The 24,452-nt window shown below is 51.4% G+C and carries 21 protein-coding genes; 2 read left to right on the top strand and 19 right to left on the bottom strand.

The window, feature by feature from the left end; translation table 11 throughout:
* Positions 1-85: 85 nt before the first annotated feature.
* Together EPV75_RS03540 and EPV75_RS03535 are read right to left on the bottom strand one after the other, a co-directional pair.
* Entirely contained in the window at positions 86-781 is a 696-nt protein-coding gene (locus tag EPV75_RS03540; protein ID WP_128384487.1) for a hypothetical protein, read from the bottom strand.
* A gap of 6 nt (positions 782-787) precedes the next feature.
* Complete coding sequence (locus EPV75_RS03535; protein ID WP_128384486.1) at positions 788-1,789, bottom strand: zinc ABC transporter substrate-binding protein; 1,002 nt, start codon at positions 1,787-1,789, stop codon at positions 788-790.
* A gap of 99 nt (positions 1,790-1,888) precedes the next feature.
* Here EPV75_RS03535 and EPV75_RS03530 point away from each other — a divergent pair, with 99 nt between their 5' ends.
* Together EPV75_RS03530 and EPV75_RS03525 are read left to right on the top strand one after the other, a co-directional pair.
* Positions 1,889-2,665 carry an ATP-binding cassette domain-containing protein gene (locus tag EPV75_RS03530; RefSeq protein WP_128384485.1) on the top strand — a complete coding sequence of 259 codons (777 nt, stop codon included), beginning with the start codon at positions 1,889-1,891 and terminating at the stop codon, positions 2,663-2,665.
* A complete protein-coding gene (locus EPV75_RS03525; protein WP_128384484.1) occupies positions 2,662-3,468 on the top strand; it encodes an iron chelate uptake ABC transporter family permease subunit in 807 nt (268 codons plus the stop codon). Before EPV75_RS03530 ends, EPV75_RS03525 begins: the two co-directional genes overlap by 4 nt.
* Before the next feature lie 31 nt (positions 3,469-3,499).
* On the opposite strand, the gene EPV75_RS03520 is transcribed toward EPV75_RS03525, so the two are convergent.
* From EPV75_RS03520 to mraZ, 17 genes are all read right to left on the bottom strand, one after another.
* The gene (locus tag EPV75_RS03520) at positions 3,500-5,965 is read right to left on the bottom strand and encodes a methyl-accepting chemotaxis protein (protein ID WP_128384483.1); all 2,466 of its coding nucleotides are present in this window, start codon (positions 5,963-5,965) and stop codon (positions 3,500-3,502) included.
* A gap of 157 nt (positions 5,966-6,122) precedes the next feature.
* Complete coding sequence (gene folA / locus EPV75_RS03515) at positions 6,123-6,641, bottom strand: type 3 dihydrofolate reductase (protein WP_225972385.1); 519 nt, start codon at positions 6,639-6,641, stop codon at positions 6,123-6,125.
* Positions 6,638-7,471, bottom strand: coding sequence for a thymidylate synthase (locus EPV75_RS03510; protein ID WP_128384482.1), 834 nt, complete (start codon positions 7,469-7,471; stop codon positions 6,638-6,640). Before EPV75_RS03510 ends, folA begins: the two co-directional genes overlap by 4 nt.
* A gap of 35 nt (positions 7,472-7,506) precedes the next feature.
* On the bottom strand, positions 7,507-8,310 hold the full coding sequence (gene lgt / locus EPV75_RS03505) for a prolipoprotein diacylglyceryl transferase (RefSeq protein ID WP_128384481.1): 804 nt from the start codon (positions 8,308-8,310) through the stop codon (positions 7,507-7,509).
* 207 nt (positions 8,311-8,517) lie between these two features.
* Positions 8,518-10,542, bottom strand: coding sequence for a HAMP domain-containing methyl-accepting chemotaxis protein (locus tag EPV75_RS03500; RefSeq protein ID WP_127120042.1), 2,025 nt, complete (start codon positions 10,540-10,542; stop codon positions 8,518-8,520).
* Between the two features lie 302 nt (positions 10,543-10,844).
* A complete protein-coding gene (locus EPV75_RS03495; RefSeq protein WP_128384480.1) occupies positions 10,845-11,657 on the bottom strand; it encodes an SDR family NAD(P)-dependent oxidoreductase in 813 nt (270 codons plus the stop codon).
* A 27-nt stretch (positions 11,658-11,684) separates the two neighbouring features.
* On the bottom strand, positions 11,685-12,746 hold the full coding sequence (gene murG / locus EPV75_RS03490; protein WP_128384479.1) for an undecaprenyldiphospho-muramoylpentapeptide beta-N-acetylglucosaminyltransferase: 1,062 nt from the start codon (positions 12,744-12,746) through the stop codon (positions 11,685-11,687).
* A complete protein-coding gene (ftsW, locus tag EPV75_RS03485; RefSeq protein WP_128384478.1) occupies positions 12,743-13,927 on the bottom strand; it encodes a putative lipid II flippase FtsW in 1,185 nt (394 codons plus the stop codon). Before ftsW ends, murG begins: the two co-directional genes overlap by 4 nt.
* A complete protein-coding gene (murD, locus tag EPV75_RS03480; RefSeq protein WP_128384477.1) occupies positions 13,924-15,273 on the bottom strand; it encodes a UDP-N-acetylmuramoyl-L-alanine--D-glutamate ligase in 1,350 nt (449 codons plus the stop codon). The genes ftsW and murD overlap by 4 nt, the downstream gene beginning before the upstream one ends.
* 90 nt (positions 15,274-15,363) lie before the next feature.
* Entirely contained in the window at positions 15,364-16,449 is a 1,086-nt protein-coding gene (gene mraY / locus EPV75_RS03475; protein ID WP_029939853.1) for a phospho-N-acetylmuramoyl-pentapeptide-transferase, read from the bottom strand.
* 31 nt (positions 16,450-16,480) lie between these two features.
* Positions 16,481-17,887 (bottom strand): UDP-N-acetylmuramoyl-tripeptide--D-alanyl-D-alanine ligase, encoded by a 1,407-nt coding sequence (locus EPV75_RS03470; protein ID WP_128384476.1) that lies wholly within the window; start codon positions 17,885-17,887, stop codon positions 16,481-16,483.
* A gap of 4 nt (positions 17,888-17,891) precedes the next feature.
* Entirely contained in the window at positions 17,892-19,379 is a 1,488-nt protein-coding gene (locus tag EPV75_RS03465) for a UDP-N-acetylmuramoyl-L-alanyl-D-glutamate--2,6-diaminopimelate ligase (protein ID WP_128384475.1), read from the bottom strand.
* Positions 19,376-21,148: a peptidoglycan D,D-transpeptidase FtsI family protein gene (locus EPV75_RS03460; protein WP_225972384.1), complete on the bottom strand. Its 1,773-nt coding sequence runs from the start codon at positions 21,146-21,148 to the stop codon at positions 19,376-19,378. The genes EPV75_RS03465 and EPV75_RS03460 overlap by 4 nt, the downstream gene beginning before the upstream one ends.
* The gene (ftsL, locus tag EPV75_RS03455) at positions 21,120-21,476 is read right to left on the bottom strand and encodes a cell division protein FtsL (protein ID WP_029939849.1); all 357 of its coding nucleotides are present in this window, start codon (positions 21,474-21,476) and stop codon (positions 21,120-21,122) included. Before ftsL ends, EPV75_RS03460 begins: the two co-directional genes overlap by 29 nt.
* Positions 21,477-21,525: 49 nt before the next feature.
* Positions 21,526-22,722, bottom strand: a complete 1,197-nt coding sequence (gene ftsZ, locus EPV75_RS03450; RefSeq protein ID WP_128384474.1) for a cell division protein FtsZ — start codon at positions 22,720-22,722, stop codon at positions 21,526-21,528.
* A gap of 96 nt (positions 22,723-22,818) precedes the next feature.
* The gene (gene rsmH / locus EPV75_RS03445; RefSeq protein WP_128384473.1) at positions 22,819-23,757 is read right to left on the bottom strand and encodes a 16S rRNA (cytosine(1402)-N(4))-methyltransferase RsmH; all 939 of its coding nucleotides are present in this window, start codon (positions 23,755-23,757) and stop codon (positions 22,819-22,821) included.
* A gap of 1 nt (position 23,758) precedes the next feature.
* The gene (mraZ, locus tag EPV75_RS03440; protein WP_029939846.1) at positions 23,759-24,220 is read right to left on the bottom strand and encodes a division/cell wall cluster transcriptional repressor MraZ; all 462 of its coding nucleotides are present in this window, start codon (positions 24,218-24,220) and stop codon (positions 23,759-23,761) included.
* Positions 24,221-24,452: the final 232 nt, after the last annotated feature.

The following is a 24,452-nucleotide window of genomic DNA, read 5'->3' as shown; positions in this document are numbered from 1 at the left end:
TTTCGCTCTAAAATCGATGAAAAGCGCCGATTATAAAGCATCCATACGATTTTTTCCTTAATCGAATCCATCCCGATTCCAGTGTTTAGGACAAGCGACTGGCGTCGATAATTTCCTGCAACAATGCCCGTTGCAGATTCTCCCCTTGCAGGCACAAATATCCTGACCCGTCCAGAACACCGGCATAGGTATCCCAACGATCGATTTGCCCCTCAATCGCAACCGGATTTTGGTATTCGGAGGTCATCACCACGCCCTGAACCCGCCAAAGTCGCGCACCGAGATTCTGCTTCATCGTATCCAGACCAAACAGCAAATGTTCCAAATGCAGGGAGCCAGAGTCGAAATCGAAACGGAAAGTATCCAGCGACGGCACCGCAAAATCGACCGAACAAACCTCGTCTGGCACATCAAACTCGCGCCAATTCCAATCGCCCAATGCCGCATGGCTGAACCAGCGATAACGCGGTAACGCGTCCGGACAGGCCAATTTCAGCCAGGCCTGCCATTTCGCCTGCATTGTCATATCGGCGGTTTCCACAAAACTGAATACAATACCGGTAGCGGTTTGCAACATGGCTTTTAACCAGGCCTGAGCTTCTGCATCCTGCACCGGACTACGCACATCAATCACGCACCAGGTTCGTTGCGCCTGCGCACTCGAAGCCGCCTCCGCCGGAACCTCGTCCACAACCGCCTCCGGAAAAGCGGCCTGAAATGCATTTTTAAACCGGGTTTTGCCGCTGCCTGGCAAACCGATTAAACGAATCGCATCCGACACAGGCAATCATTCCAAACAGGCACGATATTGCATCGCCAAGCCTTGAATAAATTCGGGATAGGACTGATGCGATTGATTACGACCCAACGGGTCCAGTTCACCGATTTTCACATCAAGACCGCGGGTAATGTAACGCAACTGCTTGTCCGAAAACTGCGGTTCCTTGAACACACACTGAATACCGTTGCTTTGAATACGCTGACGCAGTGCCAACACGCGTTTTACGCTCGGTTTCACTTCGGCAGACACCTGAATCGCACCCTGATTGTTCAGATGGTAACGTTTTTCAAAATACTGGAAGGCATCGTGTAACACCAGATAAGGCACTTTCTCTACCGACGCCAATTGCGTTTGAATAGCTTGATCGGCTTCCGCTAACGCCACCAGGTTGGTTTCTTGCTGAGCGCGTATCCGCTCTGCCTCCTGTGGTTTCAACGTGGCGATGGCTTCGCCAATGGCTTCAATCATCAAACCGGCATTGTGAACCGACAGCCAGGTGTGGCCATCCATTTTCAGTGGGGCCACCGTTTGCGCATCGCCATGGATTTGATTTTCTTGGGTTTCGGTTTCTTCATGCCCGTGAGAATCATGGGCATCGTGTGCCTCATGACCATGTTGATGCGCATCCCCACCATCGGCCGTAGCCCGTTTCGGCAAAACGGCCAGGCCTGGTTGTTTTTGCATCACCACCCAGACAGGCGTAGGCGTTTTATCATCCGCAGACGCCGCTCGCTCCGCCATCATTTGTCGAATCGCTTTATCCGCCCAGCGGTCAACCCCCGACCCGACGGTCAAAATCAGATCCGCTTCGTTCAAAGCCGTCAAATGCGACGGACGGAACTGAAAACCGTGCGGCGAAGCTCCCGGCGACAACAACACCGTCAAGGTATCGTCCGGTGTCAAATAAGGCTTCACCATGGCCGCCAAAGGCGGAATGGTGACCGTTACTTGGAGTGCGTGAGCTTGCCAGCTCACCAACCCGGTCAAAATAAACATCAGTGTTTTCACTGAAACTCCTTATGTATTATCGATGACACCCGGCACCCTTGCCGAATCGTTTAAAAAAGTCCGCCCTATTTTTCCTTTCATGAATTAGAATAAAGCATCATGAATAACGAACCGCTGATCACCGCCCGGCACATTTGCCACGCTTACGGCCCGAAAACCGTCCTGAACGATATTTCATTGGAATTGCATGCCAATGAAATCATCACCTTAATCGGTCCAAACGGTGCGGGAAAATCCACGCTGCTCAAAATTCTGTTGAACCTGATTCATCCGACGTCCGGCACCGTAGAACGCAAAAAAGGACTGCGTGTGGGCTTCATGCCACAAAAAATTCAATTGGATGCTTCCCTGCCCCTGACAGTACTGCGCTTTTTACAGCTGGGGCTTCCCAAAAAAGCGAATGATACCACAGAGCTTCACGAAATCATCAACGACTTGAAGTTGGACAACCTGTTGACGCAACCCATTCAACAAGTCTCCGGCGGGGAAATGCAACGAATTCTCCTGGCGCGCTCTTTACTGCGTTCGCCAGAACTGCTGGTACTGGACGAACCGGTACAAGGCGTGGATTTGCAAGGCCAGACCGAACTGTATCAGTACATCGAAGACATTCGCCAAAAATACGGTTGCGGCATCCTGATGGTCAGCCACGACTTGCACATCGTGATGCGCAATACCAACCGGGTCATCTGCCTCAACCAACACGTTTGCTGTTCGGGGCACCCTCAGACCGTTTCGGAAAGCCCGGCTTTCCAAGCCCTGTTCGGTGACGGCTTTGAAGAAGTCGCCGTCTATGAACATCATCATGATTCGCACCTATGCCAGCACACGCACGGACACGCGCATACGCCAGATGAAAGGCCAACCCAAACATGATCGACCTTCTGCTGAACCCTCCGCTCTTTTTGATTCTCGCCTTAGTCGGCGGCCTGCTGATCGCGCTGATTGCCGCACCACTGGGTGTCTTCATGGTCTGGCAAAAACAATCCTATTTCGGGGCGGCCTTGGCACACTCGGCGTTGCTCGGCGTCAGCTTCGGCCTGCTGCTGGAAATCAACTTGACCTTCGCCGTCATCCTCATTTCGTTGTTGGTGGCGATCAGCGTTCACCTCATCAAGGAGAAAACCAAGCTGTCGTCCGACACCTTACTGGGCATCCTCGCGCACAGCTCCCTGGCCATCGGATTAATTCTATTGAGCTTTCAAACCGACATCCAGCTTGATATTCTGGCCTACCTGTTTGGTGACATTTTAAGTATCGAACGATTGGATGTGTTTTTCATCGTAATATTGGGTGGCTTGGTCGCACTGTTTTTCAAGCTGCACTGGCAGGATTTGCTGAACTTGACTTTAAACCCGGAATTGGCGCAAATCGAAGGCGTACCCACCCGAAAAGTACAATTGTATTACGTGTTGTTATTGGCGTTGATTATCGCGGTCGCGATGAAGATTGTCGGCGTGTTACTGATTACATCGTTATTGATTATTCCGGCCGCTGCCGCTCGAAAGTACGCGCATTCTCCGGAACAAATGCTCGGCATCAGCATTTTGATTGGTTTCATGTCGGTTTTACTGGGGCTTCTGGCATCTCTGCTGATTGACTTACCGACCGGCCCCAGCATCGTCGCCATTGCCACGATGATTTTCTTAATCAGCTTATTACGAAAAGAATCGGCCTAAGCCGGGCTCATCGCCGTTAGCCAACCCAGAATCAACCGACCTCATCCATCAACTGGTGGAGAATCGCCACCACTTTTTCGGATTTGTCGTCCACTTGGGCCAAGCCGGCTTCCACCATTTCGGTATCACCGATTTCCTTGGCATCCATGACTTTCTTGATGCCTTGATGCATTTCCTCGTGCTCTTTGCCAAGCTCCTGCATCAGTGGCAATTGCGCATACGCCTGCCCTTCACCGTAATACCATTTTCCTAACACACAGGCGGTGTGGTCGGTGGCGGTTTCATAAGTCACACCGATGTCCATGCCATCGACGAAACCACGAATTTTCGCTTTCCAGGCCAAGTGTGCCTGAACCATTTTATCGAATTCTTGCGCCGACGCAGATTGCTGTAACTTATGCACCCGTTCCAACACCGTATGATCGACCTTGAATTCACTCACCAAACCGAGCAGGTCGGAAGATTGTTGCAGCAAGTCCTGACTACCGGCGGCCGCTTCTTCAACCAGACCGGCATTCTGTTGAGTGGTCGTGTCCATTTCGCTAATCGCCTGACTGACATTATCAATGCCTTCGGCTTGTTCGTTACTCGCCTTGGCAATGGTCGAAATCATCGCGGAAATCTCCCCCATCGAGGTATTGATGTGCGTCAAAGCATCACTGGTTTGGCGGACATAATCACCGCTCTGCTCACTGATACTGACCGAGTTTTCAATCAATTTCTTGATTTCCGACGCCGCATCAGCCGATTTTCCAGCCAGGTTACGCACCTCACCGGCCACCACTGCAAAACCGCGACCGTGCTCACCGGCTCGGGCCGCTTCCACCGCCGCATTCAAGGCCAACAAATTGGTCTGAAACGCAATACCGTCAATCAACGTAATGATGTCATTGATTTTCTGGCTGGCTTCGCTCATTTCGTCCATTGACTGCAGGGCTTTCTGCATGATGCCAACCCCATCCTCCAACTTCTGTTGGGCTTCCTGTGTCATCTGATTCGCATTATTGGCGCTGTCGGCGTTATTTCGAACCGTATTGGTCATTTGCATCATCTGGGTTGAAGTCCGCTCCAATGACACCGTTTGTTGCTGAATGCGGTTGGAAATCGACTCGCTGCCATCGGCAATGCTACGGGATTCGTCCGCGACCAGCCGCGTCACTTCACCGACCTTACCGATCATTTCCGACATATTGCGCGTCGAACTGTTCAAACTGTCTTTCAGGACCGCCATCTTACCCTGGTAATGTCCGGATACCTGCTCGGTCAAATCCCCTTCACTGATGCGAGTCTGAACCACGGCCACCTCTTCCACAAAGGCTTCCAATCCTTCGACGGTGGTATTGATGGCGTCTTTCAAAACGGTAAATTCACCACGCGCATCGGTTTCCACCCGTTTCGAGAAGTCCCCGTGTGACAAAGCGCCCAGCGTGACGGAAATATCATTCACCGTTTTCGCCATTTGATTCATGGAAATTTCCAAGTCGCCCATGACACTGGCATAGTCCCCGCTAAGCTCGACATCGCTCGCCTTCACCGACTTCAGCACACCATTTCGCAAATTCGCAGCGGTATCACGCAGCATCTGCACCATATTATGAATCTGCACCACCGATTCATTCACACCTTGCTTCAAGGTCATGAAATCGCCCTGATATTCATGCTCGATTTTACGGTGGAACGAGCCGTTTGAAACCTCGTGCATCACACTGTTCACATCATCAATCGCATCGTGGATGGTTTTCAAGAGGTCGTTAATGGAGTGCGCCGTCTCTCCGAGTTCATCTTTGGAATAGACTTCAACACGATGATTCAACTCTCCGGTTTCGATAATCTTCGCCATGGTTTCCCGCATGGCGTTAATCGGATTCATAAAGCTGCGTGCGACGATCGTACCGGCTATCGAGAAGATCACCACACTGGCAATCAATACCCCCCAAAGCAAAGAGGTTCCGAAGGATTCCTGCTCAGCCAAACCGTTGACGGACGCCTTGTTTTTGTTTTCTTCATAGACTTTGAACTCGGAAACGATGTCGGAAAAGGCTTGATACTTGGAACCGAACTCTCCGACCAAAATATCCACCGCATCCTCAATAAAGCCTTCATCCACCATCACCATAAAACTGCCGAACGCCGTATTCGCGGACACGACATTTTGGCGGATGGCATCGAAATAGGCTTGCTCTTTCGGATCGAGACTGGCTTTTTCCAAGGCATCGAACACCTCGGCGATTTCATTGGCGGTTTCCGTCAAACGCGCTCGTGAGGTTTGAATCAATTCTTCGTTTTCCAATACCACCAAATCGCGTGACAAAATCGCCCGTTCGTCCGCCAAGTTTTTCAGGCGGTTCAACAACGCCACTTTCACTTCATTGACATTGACAATTTGATTGATGGTTTTGGATGTTTCCCCGAAGACATACTGCGCCACCAGGTTTGAGGCCAGCAGGAAAAGGACGGCACCGAAGATGCCAATGAACATTCTAGTTTTGATTCCCATTTCTTATTCGATCCACTCTGTAATATTTTCCCTGAAAATACGACTGTTACAGGGAAGTAAAGGTTCTTTTTTTAATGGGTCATTCTATAGAAAATAACCGTTTACAGGATTGATTTTCCTTATGGACGAGAGAGGGTCGACTTATAGAACCAATTCCTTATTTGGTCCGCTCCAGAATCACAAACTCAAAAGCAAAGGCATGACGCTCGTCCTGAGGATGTTTTTCCCGGCTGACTTCATCCCATTCCGACTCCGACCACTGTGGGAAATGGGTATCGCCCGCCACATCGGCATCCACCAAGGTGACATAAAGTTTATTGGCATAAGGCAACATTTGCCGATACAGTTCCCCACCGCCCATAATGATAATTTCATCGGCATCCGAGCAACTGAGCACCGCGGTTTCCAACGAATCGAAAACCTCGGCACCCGACGCGGAAAAATCGTCCCGACGAGTCACCACCAGATTACGGCGTTTCGGCAGGGCTTTGGAGCCAATAGACTCGAAAGTCTTGCGTCCCATAATCACCGGTTTATCCAACGTATTGACCTTGAAGAACTTCAAATCATCCGGCAAATGCCATGGCATTTGATTATCGGCCCCGATGACCAAATTCCGATCCATCGCGGCAATCAAGGAAATATTCAATCCTTTCAATTCATTAGCAAGCTTCATACCGACACCTCGGCCTTGATGTGCGGATGCGACTCATAGCCCACCACTTCGAAGTCATCGAATTCGTAATCGAAAATCGATTCGGGGCGGCGTTTGATGACCAGTTTCGGCAGCGCATAAGGCGTACGAGCCATTTGCAGCTCTGCTTGTTCCAAGGTGTTGTTATAAAGATGCACATCCCCGCCGGTCCAGACAAAATCGCCCACATCCAGATTCGCCTGCTGCGCAATCATGTGCGTCAACAAGGCATAACTGGCGATATTGAACGGCACACCCAAAAAGGTATCTGCACTGCGCTGATATAACTGGCAGGACAATTTGCCGTCCGCAACGTAAAACTGAAAAAACGCATGACAGGTGGCCAAAGCCATTCGTCCTTGCTGAACGTTTTCCTGCGGACTCATGGATTCGTCCGGCAAATCCGCCGGGTTCCAGGCAGACACCAACATACGGCGACTGTTCGGATTGTTTTTCAACGTTTCAATGACTTCCGCAATCTGGTTGATGGTCTCGCCGTTGGGCTTTTCCCAAGCCACCCATTGCTTGCCGTAAATCGGTCCCAAGTCACCGTTTTCGGTCGCCCACTCGTCCCAGATTCGGACGCCGTGCTCTTTCAGATAAGTATTATTGGTGTCCCCTTTCAGAAACCACAGCAATTCATAAATAATCGACTTCAAGTGTAGCTTCTTGGTGGTCACCATCGGAAAGCCGTCCTGCAGATTGAAACGCATCTGATAGCCAAACACCGAACGCGTTCCGGTGCCGGTCCGGTCGCCTTTCTGTACACCGTTTTCAGTGATGTGTTTCAACAATTCCAGATACTGTTTCATGCTTACCTCATTTACTTAATATATATTCACGCCGTTCAAGGTCTGACGACCGGGCTGCGACGATAGGCCCAAACCGCCAAACCGAACCCGAGCAGGATCATCGGCAGGGACAAAATCTGCCCCATCGTCACCCAGCCCCACAGCAGGTACCCGAGCTGCGGGTCGGGCATTCTGAAGAATTCCACGTAAAAACGGAACAACCCGTAGAAACCGACAAACAAACCGGACACCGCGCCCAAAGGGCGTGGTTGACGGGTATAAGCCCATAAAATAATGAACAATACCAGCCCTTCCAAAAGGGCTTCCAATAACTGCGTCGGATACTTGGCGACCACTTGTTGTACGGTCGGGTCATAGACTTTCATTCCCAGGTTAGAGTCGGTGGTACGCCCCCAGAGTTCGCCATTGATAAAGTTACCGATTCGCCCGAAAAACAGTCCGACCGGCACCATCGGCACCACAAAATCCGACACCACGAAAATCGATACTTTCATCTTATAGCGCGCGAACAGCCAGGATGCGAGAATCACCCCCAACATACCGCCGTGGAACGACATGCCGCCTTTCCAAACTTGAAAAACGTCCAGCGGCTGTTGCAGATAGTGCGCCAAGTCATAAAACAGAATGTAACCGAGACGGCCGCCGAGAATCACCCCGAGAGCGCCGTAAAACAGGAAGTCACTCACCAGATCCTTATTCCAGTTCGGCGAGGTACGGGCCTGCAGCGAGCCATAAATCCAAAAGAAAGCAAAGCCGAACAGGTACATCAATCCGTACCAATGAATTTGCAAGGGCCCCAGACTGAGGGCAACGGGATCGATTTCAGGATAAGTCCACATACGTTCTCTTGGAATCTCTTAGGAAAGGGAATTTAAAACGGACTTAATCATACCGTTATCAGACACAAAAAACTAGGATTTCGCGCCGTGAATCCTAAAACAGACAAAACCGCCAGGCCTGGTGGCTTTCGGTTTTTGGACCAGCAATACGCCCATAAAAAAAGCGGCCCAAAGACCGCTTTTTCAAAACCGTACAAGACTCGAAAATCAAATTTTGAACTGGTGGACCAGTTGATCCAGTTTATCCGCCAACTGTTGCAGACGATTACTGGACGATTCGGTATTGACGGTACCTTCCACCGTCCGCTCGGTCACATTATGGATTTGATTAATGTGCTCGTTGACTTCTTTGGCCAAACCGGTCTGAGACTGAGCCGACGTCAGCATTTCCGAACTCATTTTGTTAATGTCGTCCATCAAAATCACCACCGGACTCAACACGCGCTCGACCGTCATCACCGACTCGTAGCCCGACTGAGTGGTTTCGCGCCCCAGCTCAACCACTTTCACGGTCTCATGCGTGGCTTTACGAATCTTCTCGATCACACGTTCAATCTGGACCGTAGACTCCTGAGTTCGTTGCGCCAGACCGCGAACTTCGTCGGCCACCACGGCAAAGCCACGCCCGTGCTCACCGGCACGCGCCGCTTCAATCGCCGCGTTCAAGGCCAACAAGTTGGTCTGTTCGGCAATTTCGCGAATCACATTGATGACCGTGCTGATGGTCTGGCTGTCGTCGCTCAACTGCATGACAGCCTGGGTGATTTTTTCCATGCCTTCAGACACATTACGAATGTCTTCCGCGGCATCCTTAACCACCTGGCCACCTTCTTTGACTCTGGCCGCCGCCTGATCCGTGGCGCGCGATGTATTGTGCGAATGGTCTTCCACACTCTTCGCTTTCTCGGACATGCTCACCATCGAATGCGTCAATTGATGCGACGCCGCCAACTGCTGTTCCGCGCCTTCTTTGGCTTCATGCGACACTTCCAATAGGCCGCGCGACGAAATTTCCAGCTCGCGAACCGTTTCCGTCACTTCACGCAATGTATCCTGAATACGACCAATGAACTCATTGAAGTAACGTGCCAAATCGGCCAGTTCATCTTTGCCGTCCACATGCAAACGACGAGTCAGGTCGCCCTCGCCGTAAGCGATGTCTTTCATCGCATTGGCGGAACGAATCACCGGGCGCACCACAGAGTTGGTTACTTTACGCGAAATCAGCATGCCCACCAACTGGCCGATGACCGACAAGCTCAACAATAAGATGAGATTGCGCAGAGTGCTGTCCAATACATCCTGACTGGTTTCTTGCATATGGCCGACGGAGCTGGTGGAAATGGTTTCCAAATCGTGTTCCAGCGCCAAGAAAACCGGCTGAATCTGGTTCTTCATCATCCAGGTGTCCATCCGCCACTTCGGTCCCTGATGAATCTGCTTCAAACGCATAAAGTTTTCACGGTAAGCTTCATAAGCGGTCTTGGCTTTTTCCACCCCGTCTTCTTCTTCCAACGTCAGTTCGTAATCCTGTTGGGTCATCATGAACTCCAAGGCACGCTCGAACGAATTCAGATAATTTTCCGTATCCGCGGCCATGCCTTCGTTACGGAAAGCCACATAGCCGCGCAAACCGCTCAGCACGTTGAGCCAATCTTTCTGCATGCCCAACAAGGTATTAAGAATCGGCTGACGCTCGGCATTCAAGTCCGCCAGTTCCGAGTTCAGCATTAAGTTGATTTGCTGCTGGATAATCACGGCATAAGGCATCATTTCGCGATTCACGAAATCGAAGGCCGGGAACTTTTTACTGCGATCGGCTTGGAACACCTGTACCTGCTCGATGAATTGCGGCAAGCGTTTCAGGTCTTCTGAAATACGTTTCAAAATCGCCATATCTTCGGCCGAGGTTTCACCACTCATTTTTTCGGTCAGTTGGACCAACATGGCTTCGGACGCTTCGATGCCTTTCGCATAGGATTGGAGGTTTTCCGAATCGCCGGTCAGCATATACATGCTCAAGGCATTCATGCTTTTTTCCAGCACATTGGTCATGGCATTGGCTTGCAGCGCAATCGGCTGACGCACTTCCACCACTTCTTCCACATTCTGACGCACAATAAACAAATTCACCGCGGCCTGAATGGTGATAATGGCCAATACCGCCCAAATCACCCCGAAGCCGAAACGCATTTTTTGTTTAATGGTGAGTTTCTGTAAAAACTTTTCCATATCCATTCCACTTTGAAACCATTGATTCGATAGTGGCAACAAGCAAGGCCAGTGCCACTTTAAGAAACGTCTTTTCAGAGCCGATTCTTAAAAAACCAAAAAACCTTTAAAAACAATAGATTTAACATCTAAAAATGAAAAAAGCCACATCCGTGGCTTTTATAAAAATACAGCTTTTTCCGTATGTTCGTCAAAATTTTGTCATGATTTTCTCTCGACCCGGTAAAAAATACCACATCCTTTCCAATGGCAAAATCACAAGCAACGTCATCTCTTTATCTCATTTCCGAGTTCTGCTCGATTTAATCGCGATACGGATAATGCCCTCGGGCAATCAAGCCGCCATCCAGCGTCAGAATCGAACCGGTCATCCATTCCGTGGCGTCGGACAATAAATAGGCCGTCGCCATCCCCATATCTTCGACCGTACCATAACGTCCGACAGGCATGGCACCCACCCATTTACGTTCCATTTCCGGACGATACAACACATCAAACGTTCGTTCCACCGGCACCACACCGGGTGCCAGTACATTGACGCGCACCCCGAACTGCCCCCATTCCACAGCCTGGACTTTGGTCATGGCATCCATCCCCGCTTTGGAAGCGGCGTAAGCGGCAAACCACTCGCACGTCGCCTGGCCGTGAATGCTGCTGTTATTGACAATCGCACCTTTATGCCCGGCTTGCTTACAGGCATCGGCAAAGGCGGTACTCAACAAATACGGCGCCTGTAAATTCACCGCCAGGGTTCGATTGAACTGATCGCCCTGTTTGTCTTTCAAACTCAAGGATTTGGTCACCACGCCAGCATTATTCACCAACCCGTCCAACCCATCGAAAATCGACCAGGCCTGGTCAAAAAAGGGTTGAACCAATGACAGCTCCGCAAAATCGCACCGCAAGACGTCCGCTTCGGCCCCCATCGCCTGTACCGCTTCAAGCGTCTGTTCGATACCGGTCTCATTGCGGTTGTAGTGCAACACCAACCGGCATCCGGCTTGCGCCAAGACTTTCGCCATCCCGGCACCGATACCGCTCGATGCGCCGGTAACCAGAATGCGTTTATGCTTTAAATCTGGAAATTGTGGTGTCGATGTCACGCTATTCGTCATGCTTGCTCCTTTCAGTATTATCATGCCTCAAGACGTTTTCGCCACCTGTTCCAATTCCGCGACAATGCGTTCAGTGGCGGCTTTCGGCGCGCCGGCTCGAATCGATTCGGAAGCGTCGCGGCAGACGGTTTCATCCAACCAATGCTGTAATCCTTGAACCAATCGCTCCGGCGTCAATTCGGTTTGCTGAATCACTTCCCCACCTTTCAAATCCACCAATGCGCCAGCGTTCGCCGTCTGATGATCGTCCACCGCATGTGGATAAGGCACCATAATCGCCGGACGGGCCGCCGCCATCAATTCCGAGACCGTCAAGGCGCCGGATCGACAAATCACCAAATCGGCTTCGCGATACGCTTGAACCATATCGTCAATAAAAGGGACGACTTCGGCTTCAACCCCCGCCTCGGCATACGCCTGTTGCGCGGCGGCCAGTGTTTTCTCACCCGTTTGATGGTGCACCCAAGGGCGCACGTCCGGCGGCAACAACGCCAGCGCTTTTGGAACCGTTTCATTCAACGCCAAAGCCCCACGGCTACCACCGACGACCAACAGCTGACGCGGATGATGCGGCCTCACCGTCGGCAAGGTTTCCAAACCTTCGCGAACCGGGTTGCCAAGCTGAACCACCTGACGGCCCTGAATTTTGTGTTGTGGAAAGGCGCAAATTACCCGTTTAGCAAACGGTGCCAACAATTTATTGGTTAGACCGGGAATGGCATTCTGCTCATGAAGCACCAGCTTTTTCCCTAACGACAAAGCTGCCAAACCGCCCGGGCCACATACAAAGCCCCCCATGCCCAGCACCAAATCCGGCTGCGTTTGCAAAATAATCTTTCTGGCCTGCCACCAGGCACGTGCAATATTAAACGGCGCTTTCAACCACCCCACTAAACCATTGCCGCGCAGCCCTTTAATGGAAATGGCATAAAACGGTAATTGCGCCTGTTCTACCCAATTTTTTTCCATTCCGCCGGCCGTCCCCAGCCAAACGGTTTCCACGCCCTGCTTTGCCAAGGCCTGTGCCACGGCAATACCCGGAAACACATGCCCGCCGGTTCCGCCGGCCATAATCAACACCCGTTTCATCTCGCGGCCTCCCGTTCCATTTCACGTGTCTCTTCCGGTTCCAGCGCCGACAAGGGTTTTTGTTTGGTTTCATAATCGACGCGCAGCACCAACCCCAATGCCGCCATCAAAATCAACACACTGGAACCGCCATAACTCATCAAAGGCAAGGTCAGGCCTTTGGTTGGAAAAAGCCCTAGGTTCACGCCCATGTTAATCATCGCCTGCAACACCACCCAAATACCGACACCATAGGCAATCAAACCGCCGAAGTATTCCTGCTTGTCAAACGCCTTCCCACCGATGCGGAAACAACGGTGCAGAATAAACAAATACAGCAAAATCAGAAACGCCACCCCCAGCAACCCGAACTCTTCGGCATAGATCGAGAACAGAAAGTCGGTATGCGCATCCGGAAGATACAACAGCTTTTGCACACTTTCACCGATACCGACCCCAAACCATTCACCACGACCGGACGCAATGAGTGCCTGCGTCAACTGATAACCGTGACCAAACGGATCGGACCAGGGGTCAAGGAAATTGGTCACCCGCGCCATACGGTACGGCGAGGTAATGACCATCATCACCAGCAAGGTGCCGATTGGCAATACCGTCATAGCGAAGAAACGCCAGGGGGCGCCGGCAATCAATAACATACCGGTAATAATGACCGCGATCACGAAGGTACTGCCGAAATCCGGCTCCAATAAGAGCAAAATCGCCATCACCCCGAACGGTAACGCCAGGCGAATCACCGCTTCAAAGCTTTCCCGCACGGCGGTGGCGTGCCGGTCCAAGTAGCCGGCCATAAACACCACCACAGCGATTTTCATAAACTCCGACACTTGGAAATTCATGACGATCAGCGGCAACCAACGTTTACTGCCGTTGATTTCCCGCCCGAAGATCAGCACCGCCACCAGCAAGACCAAGCCCAAAATAAACAGCTGACCACGATGCTTTCGCCAAAAAGACAAAGGGATTCGGAAAACAATGTAAGCGGCCAGAGTCCCTAACCCCATGGAAAACAATTGCCGTAAAAAATAATGGGTATCGTCCCCGAAACGTTTTTCACTGATGGCAATCGAACTCGACGCCACCATCGCCAGCCCGAGGGTCATCAACACCGCTATCGCACCAATCAACCAATAATCGGTCTGCCAACCGGCACTGTGTTCACGCCAATCCCGAACGCTCATGGCGCCACCTTGGGCAAGCCGCCCACGGTTTCATGCACCCAATTTTCAAAGGCCAAGCCTCTTTCAACGTAATTTTTAAACTGGTCAAAACTGGCACACGCCGGTGAAAACAACACGATATCACCTGCTTTCGCGACCGACTTTGCCAACTGAATGGCCTCTTCCAACGTTTCCACAAAGACGGTTTTAGCCGGCGGTAAACTCTGAGCAATCAATTGCCGATCCCGACCAAACAGGACCGCCTGACGGCAATACTGTTCCACCGCGTCGCCCAATTCGGAAAAGTCGGCGTCTTTACCGACACCGCCGGCCAATAAAATCACTCGACCTTTCGAGGCTTCCGCCGCGGACTCAATGGCCGTGACGGTAGCGCCGACATTGGTGCCTTTGGAATCGTTAATCCACTGAACCCCGTCCGCTTCCAATACCAACTGAGTGCGATGCGGCAGCCCCTGAAAATGACTTAGAACCTTTTCAAACACCGCATCCGACACCTGAAACGGACGGCATAAGGCCATCATCGCCAAGGCATTCAATTGGTGATGCATCCCCTGTTGCGCCATAGCAGAAACCGGCACCGACGGATGGTCTTCCCAACCCAGCCAGGCCTGGCCGTTTCGGGTAATCAGACCATAACGTTTTTCCGGCAGACGTTCGGCTTCCATCAGTCCGAAACGCACTTCTTCATCCGGTTTAGCCATATGCAAAATTTCGAACTCCTGCGGCAACACGGCCAGTTCGGTATCGTTCAACACCGTCATTTTTGCTTGAATATAATCTTCCAGGCCGACGTAACGGTCCATATGATCTTCTGAAATATTCAAAACCGTTGAAGAGATGGTTCGTAACGAATAGGTGGTTTCCAGCTGGAAGCTCGACAGTTCGAGCACATAGACATTGAATTCGGTGTCATCGGTCAACAAATCCAGCGCCGGACAACCAATATTGCCGCCCACACCGACTTGATAACCGGCTTCACTCAAGGCTTCCGCTACCAAGGTGGTGACCGTGCTTTTCCCATTGGAACCGGTAATTGCCACAATCGGTTGGCCGGCAGCACGCGCAAACAACTCGATGTCGCCAATGACTTCCTTTCCGGCTTGAATACACGCTTTGACCCAGGGTTCGGACTTGGCAATGCCCGGACTCAATACGATGGTATCGATTTTATCGCACCAACTGGGGGGAATCTGCCCGGTCTTAAACTGCACTTCAGGAAACTGTGCCTGAAGTTCGCTCGTGTCAAGCTGCTCACGGGTGTCGAAAGCGTAACAGGCTTCGCCCTGACTGGTGAAATATTTCAGTACACTTTGGCCGGTCACTCCCAACCCTGCAACAAGATACATGGCAACCCTTTTTTGATTTACGTTCTGATTAACTTGCTGGTTAATTTCTTATAGGTGTTCAAACACACTTTTATTTTCGAATGCGATTCGTTAACGAATTTTCAAACTGGCCAGACCGATTAGCACCAAAATAATGGTGATAATCCAAAAACGCACAATGACCTGCGATTCGTGCCAGCCTTTTTGTTCAAAATGGTGATGCAACGGCGCCATCAAGAAAATGCGCTTGCCGTTTCGTAAACGGTAAGATCCCACCTGCAAGATTACCGACAGGGTTTCCGCCACGAAAATACCGCCCATAATGAACAGCACCAATTCCTGGCGCACCGCGACCGCCACAACCCCTAAGGCCGCGCCGATCGCCAAAGATCCCACGTCACCCATAAACACCTGTGCCGGGTGCGCATTGAACCACAAAAAGCCTAGCCCGGCACCGGCCAGAGCCGCACAGAAAATCGCCAATTCACCGACGCCCGGAATATACGGAATCTGCAAATAGTCGGAAAAATACAAATGCCCGGACATATAAGCGAACACACCCAAAGCACTCGACACCATCACCGTCGGCATAATCGCCAAACCGTCCAGCCCGTCCGTCAGGTTCACCGCATTCGAGGTTCCTACAATCACAAAGTACGCCAATACCACGGTCCAGGCGCCCAGATAAATAAAGGTGTCTTTCATATATGGAATCAACAGCTGGGTTTCCGCAGGCACCTTTGCCAGAGCGTAGAGACTGTAAGCCGCCACCACCCCAATCACCGATTGCCAAAAGAATTTGGTCCGCGAACGCATGCCGTTCGGGTCTTTGTACACCACTTTTTGATAGTCATCAATAAACCCGATAATGCCGAATCCCAACATGGTCAGGGTGGCAATCAACAAATAGTGGTTGCTCAGATTGCCCCACAACAACACCGCAATGGACACCGAGAACAGAATCATCACGCCGCCCATGGTCGGGGTACCGCTTTTCACCAAATGACTTTCCGGCCCGTCCAAACGCACGCTTTGTCCAACCTTCAGGCGAACCAGCCAACGGATGACTCTCGGGCCGATGATGAAGGAAATGATCAAGGCGGTCAACACACTCATAATGGTGCGCATGGTAATGTAGTTAAACACCCCGAACCCGGAAATGAATTGTGCTAAGTAATCCGTCAAATAAATTAACATGCTGATTTCCTTAAATCTGCTTCAGGGGCTCTCACCCGTTATCATTCCGGTCCGCCACCGTCGCCACTATGGCTTGGCTGACCTTTTCCATTTGTGTTGAACGCGAACCTTTCACCAAAGCATTCTGAACCTGGTTTTGTTCGAGTAATTGAATCGCACGAGCGATTAAAGCGTCCTGCGTTTCGAAATACTCTCCACCTTCGCCAAAAGCCTCCGGCATGGATTGCGCGGCCACGCCGAACACCAACAAAGACGCCACACCTTTTTCCTTGGCGTAACGGGCCACGTCCTCATGCAGACTTTGCGATTCGGCGCCCAATTCCGCCATGGCCCCCAAGCAAGCCACCGACTCACCCGGCAAGCCCGCCAAGGTTCGAATCGCCGCCTTGACCGACGCCGGATTGGCATTATACGTATCGTCGATTAAGACACCCTGCGGTAAGGCTGACTTTTGCAAGCGTCCCGCCACACCATCAAAATCTTCCAGGCCTGGCTGAATTTGTTCCCACGTCAACCCGACCGCCAAACACGCGGCCACAGCCGCCGCCGCATTCATGGCATTATGAAAACCGAGCATCGGCATGCTGGTCTGAACCGAACGCTCCGCCCCGTCCAGACAGGTCAACCGCAAGGTGAAATGGATGCGATCATGGTTTTGCTGAAACGCAGCCAAACGGACATTGGCCTGCTCGCTCTCTCCGAAACTGAAGACCTTTAAATCCAGACGCTTGGCCTTGGCGCACCAAACCTCAAACCCCGGCGAATCGGTATTCAGCACGATGGTGCCGCCCGGTTTCAAACCGTCCATGATTTCGCCCTTGGTTTCGATCACCCCATCCAGCGACCCGAAACCTTCCAAATGCGCGCCCGCCGCCAAGGTGATGACGGCAACGTCCGGGCGGGCGATCTTGGTCAAATAATGTATTTCCCGGTGATGATTCGCACCCATTTCAATCACCGCGTAATCGTCAGACGACGTCAACTCCAGCAAGGTGCGTGGCAAACCGTAATCGTTATTCAAATTACCCGCCGTCGCCAACACTTGCGCCTGCTTGGCGAGAATATTCGCCAGCAAGGCTTTGGTGGTGGTTTTACCATTGGAACCGGTCACGCCAATCAAGGCTTTCAACTGCATTTTCTGACGGTGCCAGGCGGCGAATTCGCCCAACGCGATGCGAGTGTCTTCGACCAACACCGATGGAACAATCGTTTCCACCGGTTCGGAAATCAACACCGCCACCGCGCCCTGTTTGACCGCTTCGGCAATAAAGGCATGGCCGTCAAAATTAGCGCCTTTCAGGGCCGCATACAAAGCCCCCGATTTCAACGTCCGCGTATCGGTACTGACCGAGTCGAACCGAATCGGGTCTTCCCCCAACAGCTCACCCGTCAGGACACCGTTTGTCGCCTCCACCAATTGTGATAATGTCCAGGCCATTTGCCTATGCCTCCCCTTGTCTTGATAACGATTGGAACGCCTTTTCCACGGCGCCTTGATCGCTCATCGGCCATCGCTGACCATTGATTTCCTGATAATCTTCGTGCCCTTTCCCCGCCACGACGACCACCGCTTGCGGTCCGGCTTGTTGGATGGCGGTGGCTATCGCTTGCTCACGGTCATGAATCACGTCGGCCGGTTTATCGAAGCCGGCTTGAATATCCGCCACAATCGCTTCAGGCGATTCCGACCGAGGATTATCATCGGTCAAAATCACATGACCACTCAATTGAGCCGCCACTTGCCCCATGAGCGGTCGTTTTCCCTTATCCCGATCCCCGCCGCAACCAAACACGACCCACAAGTCGTTTTGCCCCGTCGGTAAATGTTGCCCGACCGCCGCCAAAGCAGCTTGTAAGGCATCCGGTGTATGAGCGTAATCAATCACCACCGTCGGTTGATTCGAGCGCGTCAACACTTCCATTCTGCCCGGCACGGCCCGTAAATGTGTGACGGCTTTTTGAATATCGCCGGACTCCAACCCACAGCACCAAGCACAACTGACGGCGCATAATAGATTTTCCACATTGAAACCGCCCATCAGCGGCAAATCGAAATCGCACTCACCGACAGGCAATTGCAATCGGCCTTTCAAGCCCGTCGGTTGAAACGATACCGATTGTAAACGGACATCGGCGTTCGGCGCCACTTGAGCGTAAGTCAAAATACTTTGATGGGCTTTTTCAGCCAAATCCGCACCGGTTTCATCCTCCAGATTCAACACCTGACAGCGGCTCGGATACGCCTCGAACAATTGTTTTTTTGCGGCACGGTATCCGGCTTCGGAACCGTGAAAATCCAAATGATCACGCGTCACCTGCGTCAAAGCCACCACATCAAATTGCAAACCGGCAATGCGGTTCAAACTGACGGCATGGGACGAAACTTCCATCACCACATAATCGACCTGCTGTTCCGCAAAATGTGCCAGCCATTCGTTCAACACCAGCACTTCCAAAGTCGTATTACGACTCGGCTGCAAATCTCCAATCAAGCCATTGCCCAAGGTGCCCATTAAAGCCACTTTGTAACCGGCTGACTGCAACAATTGGCCAATATAATGACTGGTCGATGTCTTACCATTGGTGCCGGTAATGCCAATAATTTTCACCCGGCGACTCGGATCGTCGTAAAACCATTTCGCCAGGTCCGGTAAACGGTTTTGTAAATTCGGTACCGAATACACCGGGCACTTCAGCCCAGAAACATCAAAATCCGCCAGGCCTGCCGCATCGGTTAGGATGGCGCTGGCGCCCGCTTGTTCGGCTTGACCGGCAAACGTCATCCCGTGGCAAGATGCGCCCGGCAGCGCGACAAACACTGTGCCAACGTCCACCTGCCGGGAATCGATCGTCAAACGAGTGACTGAATGGTCTGCAACTCCGGAAACCTCCAGCCTCAGAAAGTCGCACAACGCGGACAAGGTTTTCACGGTGCTCCCTCCTCCAGAACTTCGTCCGGTGGAATGTTATTCAAGCGCAACGCTTCCTGCATCACTTCGTGAAAAACCGGCGCCGCCACTTTCCCGCCATAATAAATGCCGCGACTGGGTTCGTTAATGGCGGTGACCATAATGTATTTCGGATTCGACACCGGCACAATGCCGGCAAATAACGAAATGTATTTATTCTGTTCGTAGCCGCCGATTTTGGTCCGGTGCACCGTACCGGTTTTCCCAGCCACACGGTAGCCCTCGATATTCGCTTGCGGGGCTGTGCCCTTGCGCGCCGCCACTTTTTCCATCATGCCCAGCACCGCTTGCGCCGATTCCTTCGACACCACTTGCGTGCCTTCCGGCACCTTGTTCAACTTCAAAAGACTCACCGGTTTGATTTTGCCTTCATTAGCGAAAATCAAATAGGCCTGGGCCAATTGCATCAAATTGATGTTAAAACCATAGCCGAATGAAGCCGAGGCCTGGTCGATTTTCTGCCATTCGGTCGCCGGACGAATAAACCCGAGGGTTTCACCCGGCAGGAAAAGTCCCAAATCCTGGCCGAACCCGACGTCATGATACATCTGCCACTCTTGTTGCGGTGTCATCTTAAACGCGATTTTACTGGCCCCGACATTACTGGATAATTTGATCACTTCACCCGGCGTAATCACACCGTGATTGCGGGTATCGGTAATGCGTTGTCCTTGAATGCGCAAGGAACCGGGACGGGTATCGATTTCATCATCCAAGTGAAGCACGCCCAAATCCAACGCTTTGGCGACAATAAACGGCTTGACGGTGGAACCCGGTTCAATACGGTCCGCAATCACACGGTTTCGCAAGCGGTTGCCGGTCAATTGACTGCGATCGTTCGGGTTAAAGCCCGGCAAGGACACCATCGCCAGCACTTCCCCGGTTTGGGCATCCAGAATCACCGACATAATGGACTGCGCCTGGTGACGAATAAATGCTTTTTTCAACGCATGATATAAAAAGAACTGCAGATCTTCATCAATACTCAGCACCAGAGGCTGGCCGGGTTCGGCGGGTTCAATGTCTTTTACGAACTCAATGACCCGCCCCGCACGGTCTTTAATGATCTGTTTTTTACCGGCATGACCGGACAGCCAGTCATCATAGGTTTTTTCAATGCCGGCGATGCCGGTATCATCGATATTGGTAAAACCAATCAGGTGCCCGACCACTTCACCGGCCGGATAATAACGCTTATATTGGTTTTGAACATACAACCCGGGTACATCCAAATCTTCAATCTGCGCGGACAGTTCCGGCAGGACCCCGCGCTCGACATACATAAAACGCCGATTTTTCTTTGCCAACACCTGACGGGTAAACGTTTCCTCCGAGACATTCAGCAGTTTCAACATCTGTTGATAGGCGAGGTACTTAGCGTCTATCAACGCTTTGCGTTTCGCCACCTGCTGAGTGGTGAGATTTTCCTTGAGCAATTGCGCCTGCTGCTGAGCCGGATCTAGATAAAAGGAGAGAATTTTCGGATCGACCCAAATCGAGTCAATCGGCGTGCTCAACGCCAACACCTTGCCGTTCCGATCGTAAATTTCACCGCGCGGTGCGGGAATTTCCAAACTGCGAATCTGACGTTTATTGCCTTCCGATTGTAAAAAGTCGGCTTCCAGAATCTGAACATGGAAGGCTTTTGCGAAAATGGCCGAAAACAATAAGACAATCAAGCCATAGATAATCCAATCCCGTCTAATTCTGGTGTTCGACTGCAGATGCATCTTTCTTTTCCAAAATAATGGTTTGGGCGTTGTGATTTTCCGGCGTTTTATCCAAAGTCATTTTCAACTCGGTACGAGCAATGTGCTCGACGCGGGCCAGAGCGGTCAAGTGATGTTTTTCCAATGTCAACTTGCCATGCTCTTCATGCAAAGCAACTTCTTGCTTCAAAGCACGTGCATACTGGGTTTCCAAATGACGAACCTGATGTTGAACCAGAATAATGGCAATGAGGGAGATTAAAACGATGACAAGCAAAAGGAGCGCAAGAAGCCCACGCCAGTTCACAGAAGAAAACTGGCCCAGACTGGGGAGTTTTTGCGACACCATTTGCAAGTGTTTGGAGCGTGCTAAACGAGTTTAGCGACGTCGATTACGATTAATCGACTTGGCGACGCAAGAACGCCGGAATGTCCAAGTAGTTGGAACTGGAATCCACGCTGCCGGTGACACCCCCGTTCACAACCATTTTCGGACGAACCGTTTCCGGTGATTTGGACACCTCTGGTGCAGTCTCAGCTTTCGGCGCGGCATGGCGTTGCACTTCTTGTTTTTCTTCGGCTTTGCTGGCTTCAACCGCCTGCAAATTCGGCTTCACCACTTCCGGGCGTTTGGCTTCCGCCACTTCGCACAAACCGGTTGCCACGACGGTGACACGAATTTCATCATTCATGCTTTCGTCAATGGAGGTCCCGATAATGACCTTGGCATCTTCCGACGCCACTTGGTCAATCACGTCACCCACTTCGTTGAATTCACCCAGGGTGAAATCCAAGCCGGATGTAATATTGACCAACAGCCCTCGCGCACCGGAAACCGAAATGTCTTCCAGCAACGGGTTGGCAATCGCTTTTTCCGCTGCTTTCACCGCACGGGCTTCACCAGTCGCATGTCCGACACCCATCATGGCGACACCACGTTCCGTCATTACGGTACGCAAATCCTCAAAGTCGACATTGATCATGCCCGGACGAGTGACCAATTCCGAAATCCCTTGCACGGCACCGTGCAATACTTCGTTGGCGTAATCAAACGCTTTTGCCAACACAAAATCTTTTCCAAGCACCTTAAGCAATTTGTCGTTCGGCACCGTAATCAAAGAATCGACATGTTCCGCCAACTGCTGAATACCGGCTTCCGCCACCTTGCCACGACGTTCGAAGCTGAACGGCTTACTGACAACACCGACGGTCAAGATACCCATTTCACGGGCTGCTTGTGCAACAACCGGAGCAGAACCGGTTCCAGTGCCACCGCCCATACCGGCGGTGATAAACACCATATCCGCGCCTTTCAGCGCTTCTTTCACCTGTTCGATATTTTCCTTAGCGGCTTCCATGCCCTTTTCAGGATTCGCACCCGCGCCCAAACCATTGGCACCCAACTGAATGCAGGTTTCGACATTGGCGTTTTTCAACGCCTGAACATCGGTATTGGCACAGATAAAATCGACGCCCTCGACTTCCGAGCGCACCATATAGTCGACGGCATTACCGCCACCACCGCCTAGACCAACGACTTTGATCTTCGGCATGCCCGCATCTGCGGAAATGGTTTCTTGTAAATTAAACTTCATGTGATACTCCCCTTAATCAACACAATGTTGCCATGACTTATCGAACCGCCGGCGTCAGCGAATCAATAAATTCGATTACGCGATGCTGTCATCGCATTAAATTCGTTCGGCAATCCGCAAGACCGCACTACGCGATCGCGGATTCTCCTGACATTCTTCTTCGGTTGGGAAAACCGGCTTCCCGACTTTCCGCAACACCGGTTCCACCACTTCCAGCTGAACCGGCGAATCCGGAAACAAATCCCGAATACGAGATTGGTCCCGGATAAATTGTTTGACGATTCGGTCCTCCAGCGAATGAAAACTGATAACCGATAAACGCCCGCCGGGTGCCAACACCTCGACAGACGCTTCCAACACCGTCTTCAATACATCCAGCTCGCGATTCACTGCAATGCGAATCGCTTGAAACGTGCGTGTCGCCGGATGTTTGTTTTTGTCCTTTTTCGGTGTCGCTTTCGACACCAGTTCCGCCAGTTCCTTCGTGGTGTGCAAGCCATCGGCCGCCACCGCTTCTTTTATTTGACGGGCAATGCGACCGGAAAACTTTTCTTCACCGTATTGCCGTAACACTTGTGCCAGTGTTTTTTCGTCAATCTGTTTAAGCCACTCGCGTGCACTTAAACCACTTTCCGGATTCATTCTCATGTCCAAAGGTCCGGAACGCATAAAACTGAATCCACGTTCAGCCTGATCCAGTTGCGGGGACGACACCCCTAAATCAATCAAGACACCGTCCACTTTTCCCAGCCAGTCGCGTTGTTCGCAATACTGCGCCAAACACTCGAAACTGCCTTGCTGAATCTGAAAACGGTCATCCTTGAAATATTGCTGTGCGTATTGCACCGCTTCCGGGTCCTGATCAATCGCCATCAAACGACCATCCGGCCCCAGCTGATTCAAAATTGTGCGACTGTGCCCACCGCGTCCAAAGGTACAGTCCACATAAATACCATCTTGACGAATCGCCAACCCGTCTACGGATTCCGCCAGCATCACAGAGTAATGGCCGGCGTTTGTTGTCGACTCCGTCATCTTACAGGCTCAAAGTTGCCAGCGACTCAGACACCTCGCCCACACCGGACGCCGTATCCAACATTTCCGGACGACTGGCTTCCCAAGCTTTTTGCGACCAAAGTTCGAATTTATTTCCCTGGCCCAGTAAAATCGCTTCTTTTTCCAACTTGGCGTGTTCGCGCAACAGGCTCGGCAGCAACACACGGCCCTGGCCATCCATTTCCATTTCCGAAGCATGGCCCAACAACAGCCGCTGTACCAAACGCGCTTGTGGGTCCATATTCGGCAGTGACATCAATTTGCGCTCAATCACTTCCCATTCATCCATGGTGTAGATCAGCAGGCACGGGCTATGCAAGTCAATCGTAGCGACAAGCTGATTATCACTCGCTTCTTCAATCGACTCACGGTAACGTTTGGGTACAGCCAAACGCCCCTTTGCATCGATATTGATTGAATTGATACCCCGAAAGAACAACATTTATCCCCACTTTTCGCCACTTTCTTCCACTTGTCGCCACTATATTGAACTTTGCAACCACTGTCAAGCGCCCTCCAACAAAGATTTTTGAATTTCTGTTTACAGACCAACAACTTAGCGACGTTAACGAATAGCGCACCGCCTTAGCATTAAAAATTTTTTACTTTTAATTTTCAACAAGTTACAAAACAAAACAAATAATTAAAATTAAGTACAAAAACTAACGTTTTGA

Source organism: Hydrogenovibrio thermophilus (assembly GCF_004028275.1).
Taxonomy (GTDB): Bacteria; Pseudomonadota; Gammaproteobacteria; order Thiomicrospirales; family Thiomicrospiraceae; genus Hydrogenovibrio; species Hydrogenovibrio thermophilus.
Note: the sequence above shows the minus strand (reverse complement) of the source record. Positions and strands in the feature narration are given on the sequence as shown.

What these genes read in the sequence shown, in the direction of transcription:
- ftsW (WP_128384478.1), bottom strand. Translation starts at nt 13,927, where the DNA reads ATGAGCGTTCGGGATTGGCGTGAACACAGTGCCGGTTGGCAGACCGAT.
- EPV75_RS03510 (WP_128384482.1), bottom strand. Translation starts at nt 7,471, where the DNA reads ATGAAACAGTATCTGGAATTGTTGAAACACATCACTGAAAACGGTGTA.
- mraZ (WP_029939846.1), bottom strand. Translation starts at nt 24,220, where the DNA reads ATGTTGTTCTTTCGGGGTATCAATTCAATCAATATCGATGCAAAGGGG.
- EPV75_RS03500 (WP_127120042.1), bottom strand. Translation starts at nt 10,542, where the DNA reads ATGGAAAAGTTTTTACAGAAACTCACCATTAAACAAAAAATGCGTTTC.
- EPV75_RS03495 (WP_128384480.1), bottom strand. Translation starts at nt 11,657, where the DNA reads ATGACGAATAGCGTGACATCGACACCACAATTTCCAGATTTAAAGCAT.
- EPV75_RS03520 (WP_128384483.1), bottom strand. Translation starts at nt 5,965, where the DNA reads ATGGGAATCAAAACTAGAATGTTCATTGGCATCTTCGGTGCCGTCCTT.
- EPV75_RS03525 (WP_128384484.1), top strand. Translation starts at nt 2,662, where the DNA reads ATGATCGACCTTCTGCTGAACCCTCCGCTCTTTTTGATTCTCGCCTTA.
- ftsL (WP_029939849.1), bottom strand. Translation starts at nt 21,476, where the DNA reads ATGGTGTCGCAAAAACTCCCCAGTCTGGGCCAGTTTTCTTCTGTGAAC.
- lgt (WP_128384481.1), bottom strand. Translation starts at nt 8,310, where the DNA reads ATGTGGACTTATCCTGAAATCGATCCCGTTGCCCTCAGTCTGGGGCCC.
- murD (WP_128384477.1), bottom strand. Translation starts at nt 15,273, where the DNA reads ATGTATCTTGTTGCAGGGTTGGGAGTGACCGGCCAAAGTGTACTGAAA.
- murG (WP_128384479.1), bottom strand. Translation starts at nt 12,746, where the DNA reads ATGAAACGGGTGTTGATTATGGCCGGCGGAACCGGCGGGCATGTGTTT.
- mraY (WP_029939853.1), bottom strand. Translation starts at nt 16,449, where the DNA reads ATGTTAATTTATTTGACGGATTACTTAGCACAATTCATTTCCGGGTTC.
- ftsZ (WP_128384474.1), bottom strand. Translation starts at nt 22,722, where the DNA reads ATGAAGTTTAATTTACAAGAAACCATTTCCGCAGATGCGGGCATGCCG.
- EPV75_RS03530 (WP_128384485.1), top strand. Translation starts at nt 1,889, where the DNA reads ATGAATAACGAACCGCTGATCACCGCCCGGCACATTTGCCACGCTTAC.
- rsmH (WP_128384473.1), bottom strand. Translation starts at nt 23,757, where the DNA reads ATGACGGAGTCGACAACAAACGCCGGCCATTACTCTGTGATGCTGGCG.
- EPV75_RS03470 (WP_128384476.1), bottom strand. Translation starts at nt 17,887, where the DNA reads ATGGCCTGGACATTATCACAATTGGTGGAGGCGACAAACGGTGTCCTG.
- EPV75_RS03460 (WP_225972384.1), bottom strand. Translation starts at nt 21,148, where the DNA reads ATGCATCTGCAGTCGAACACCAGAATTAGACGGGATTGGATTATCTAT.
- folA (WP_225972385.1), bottom strand. Translation starts at nt 6,641, where the DNA reads ATGAAGCTTGCTAATGAATTGAAAGGATTGAATATTTCCTTGATTGCC.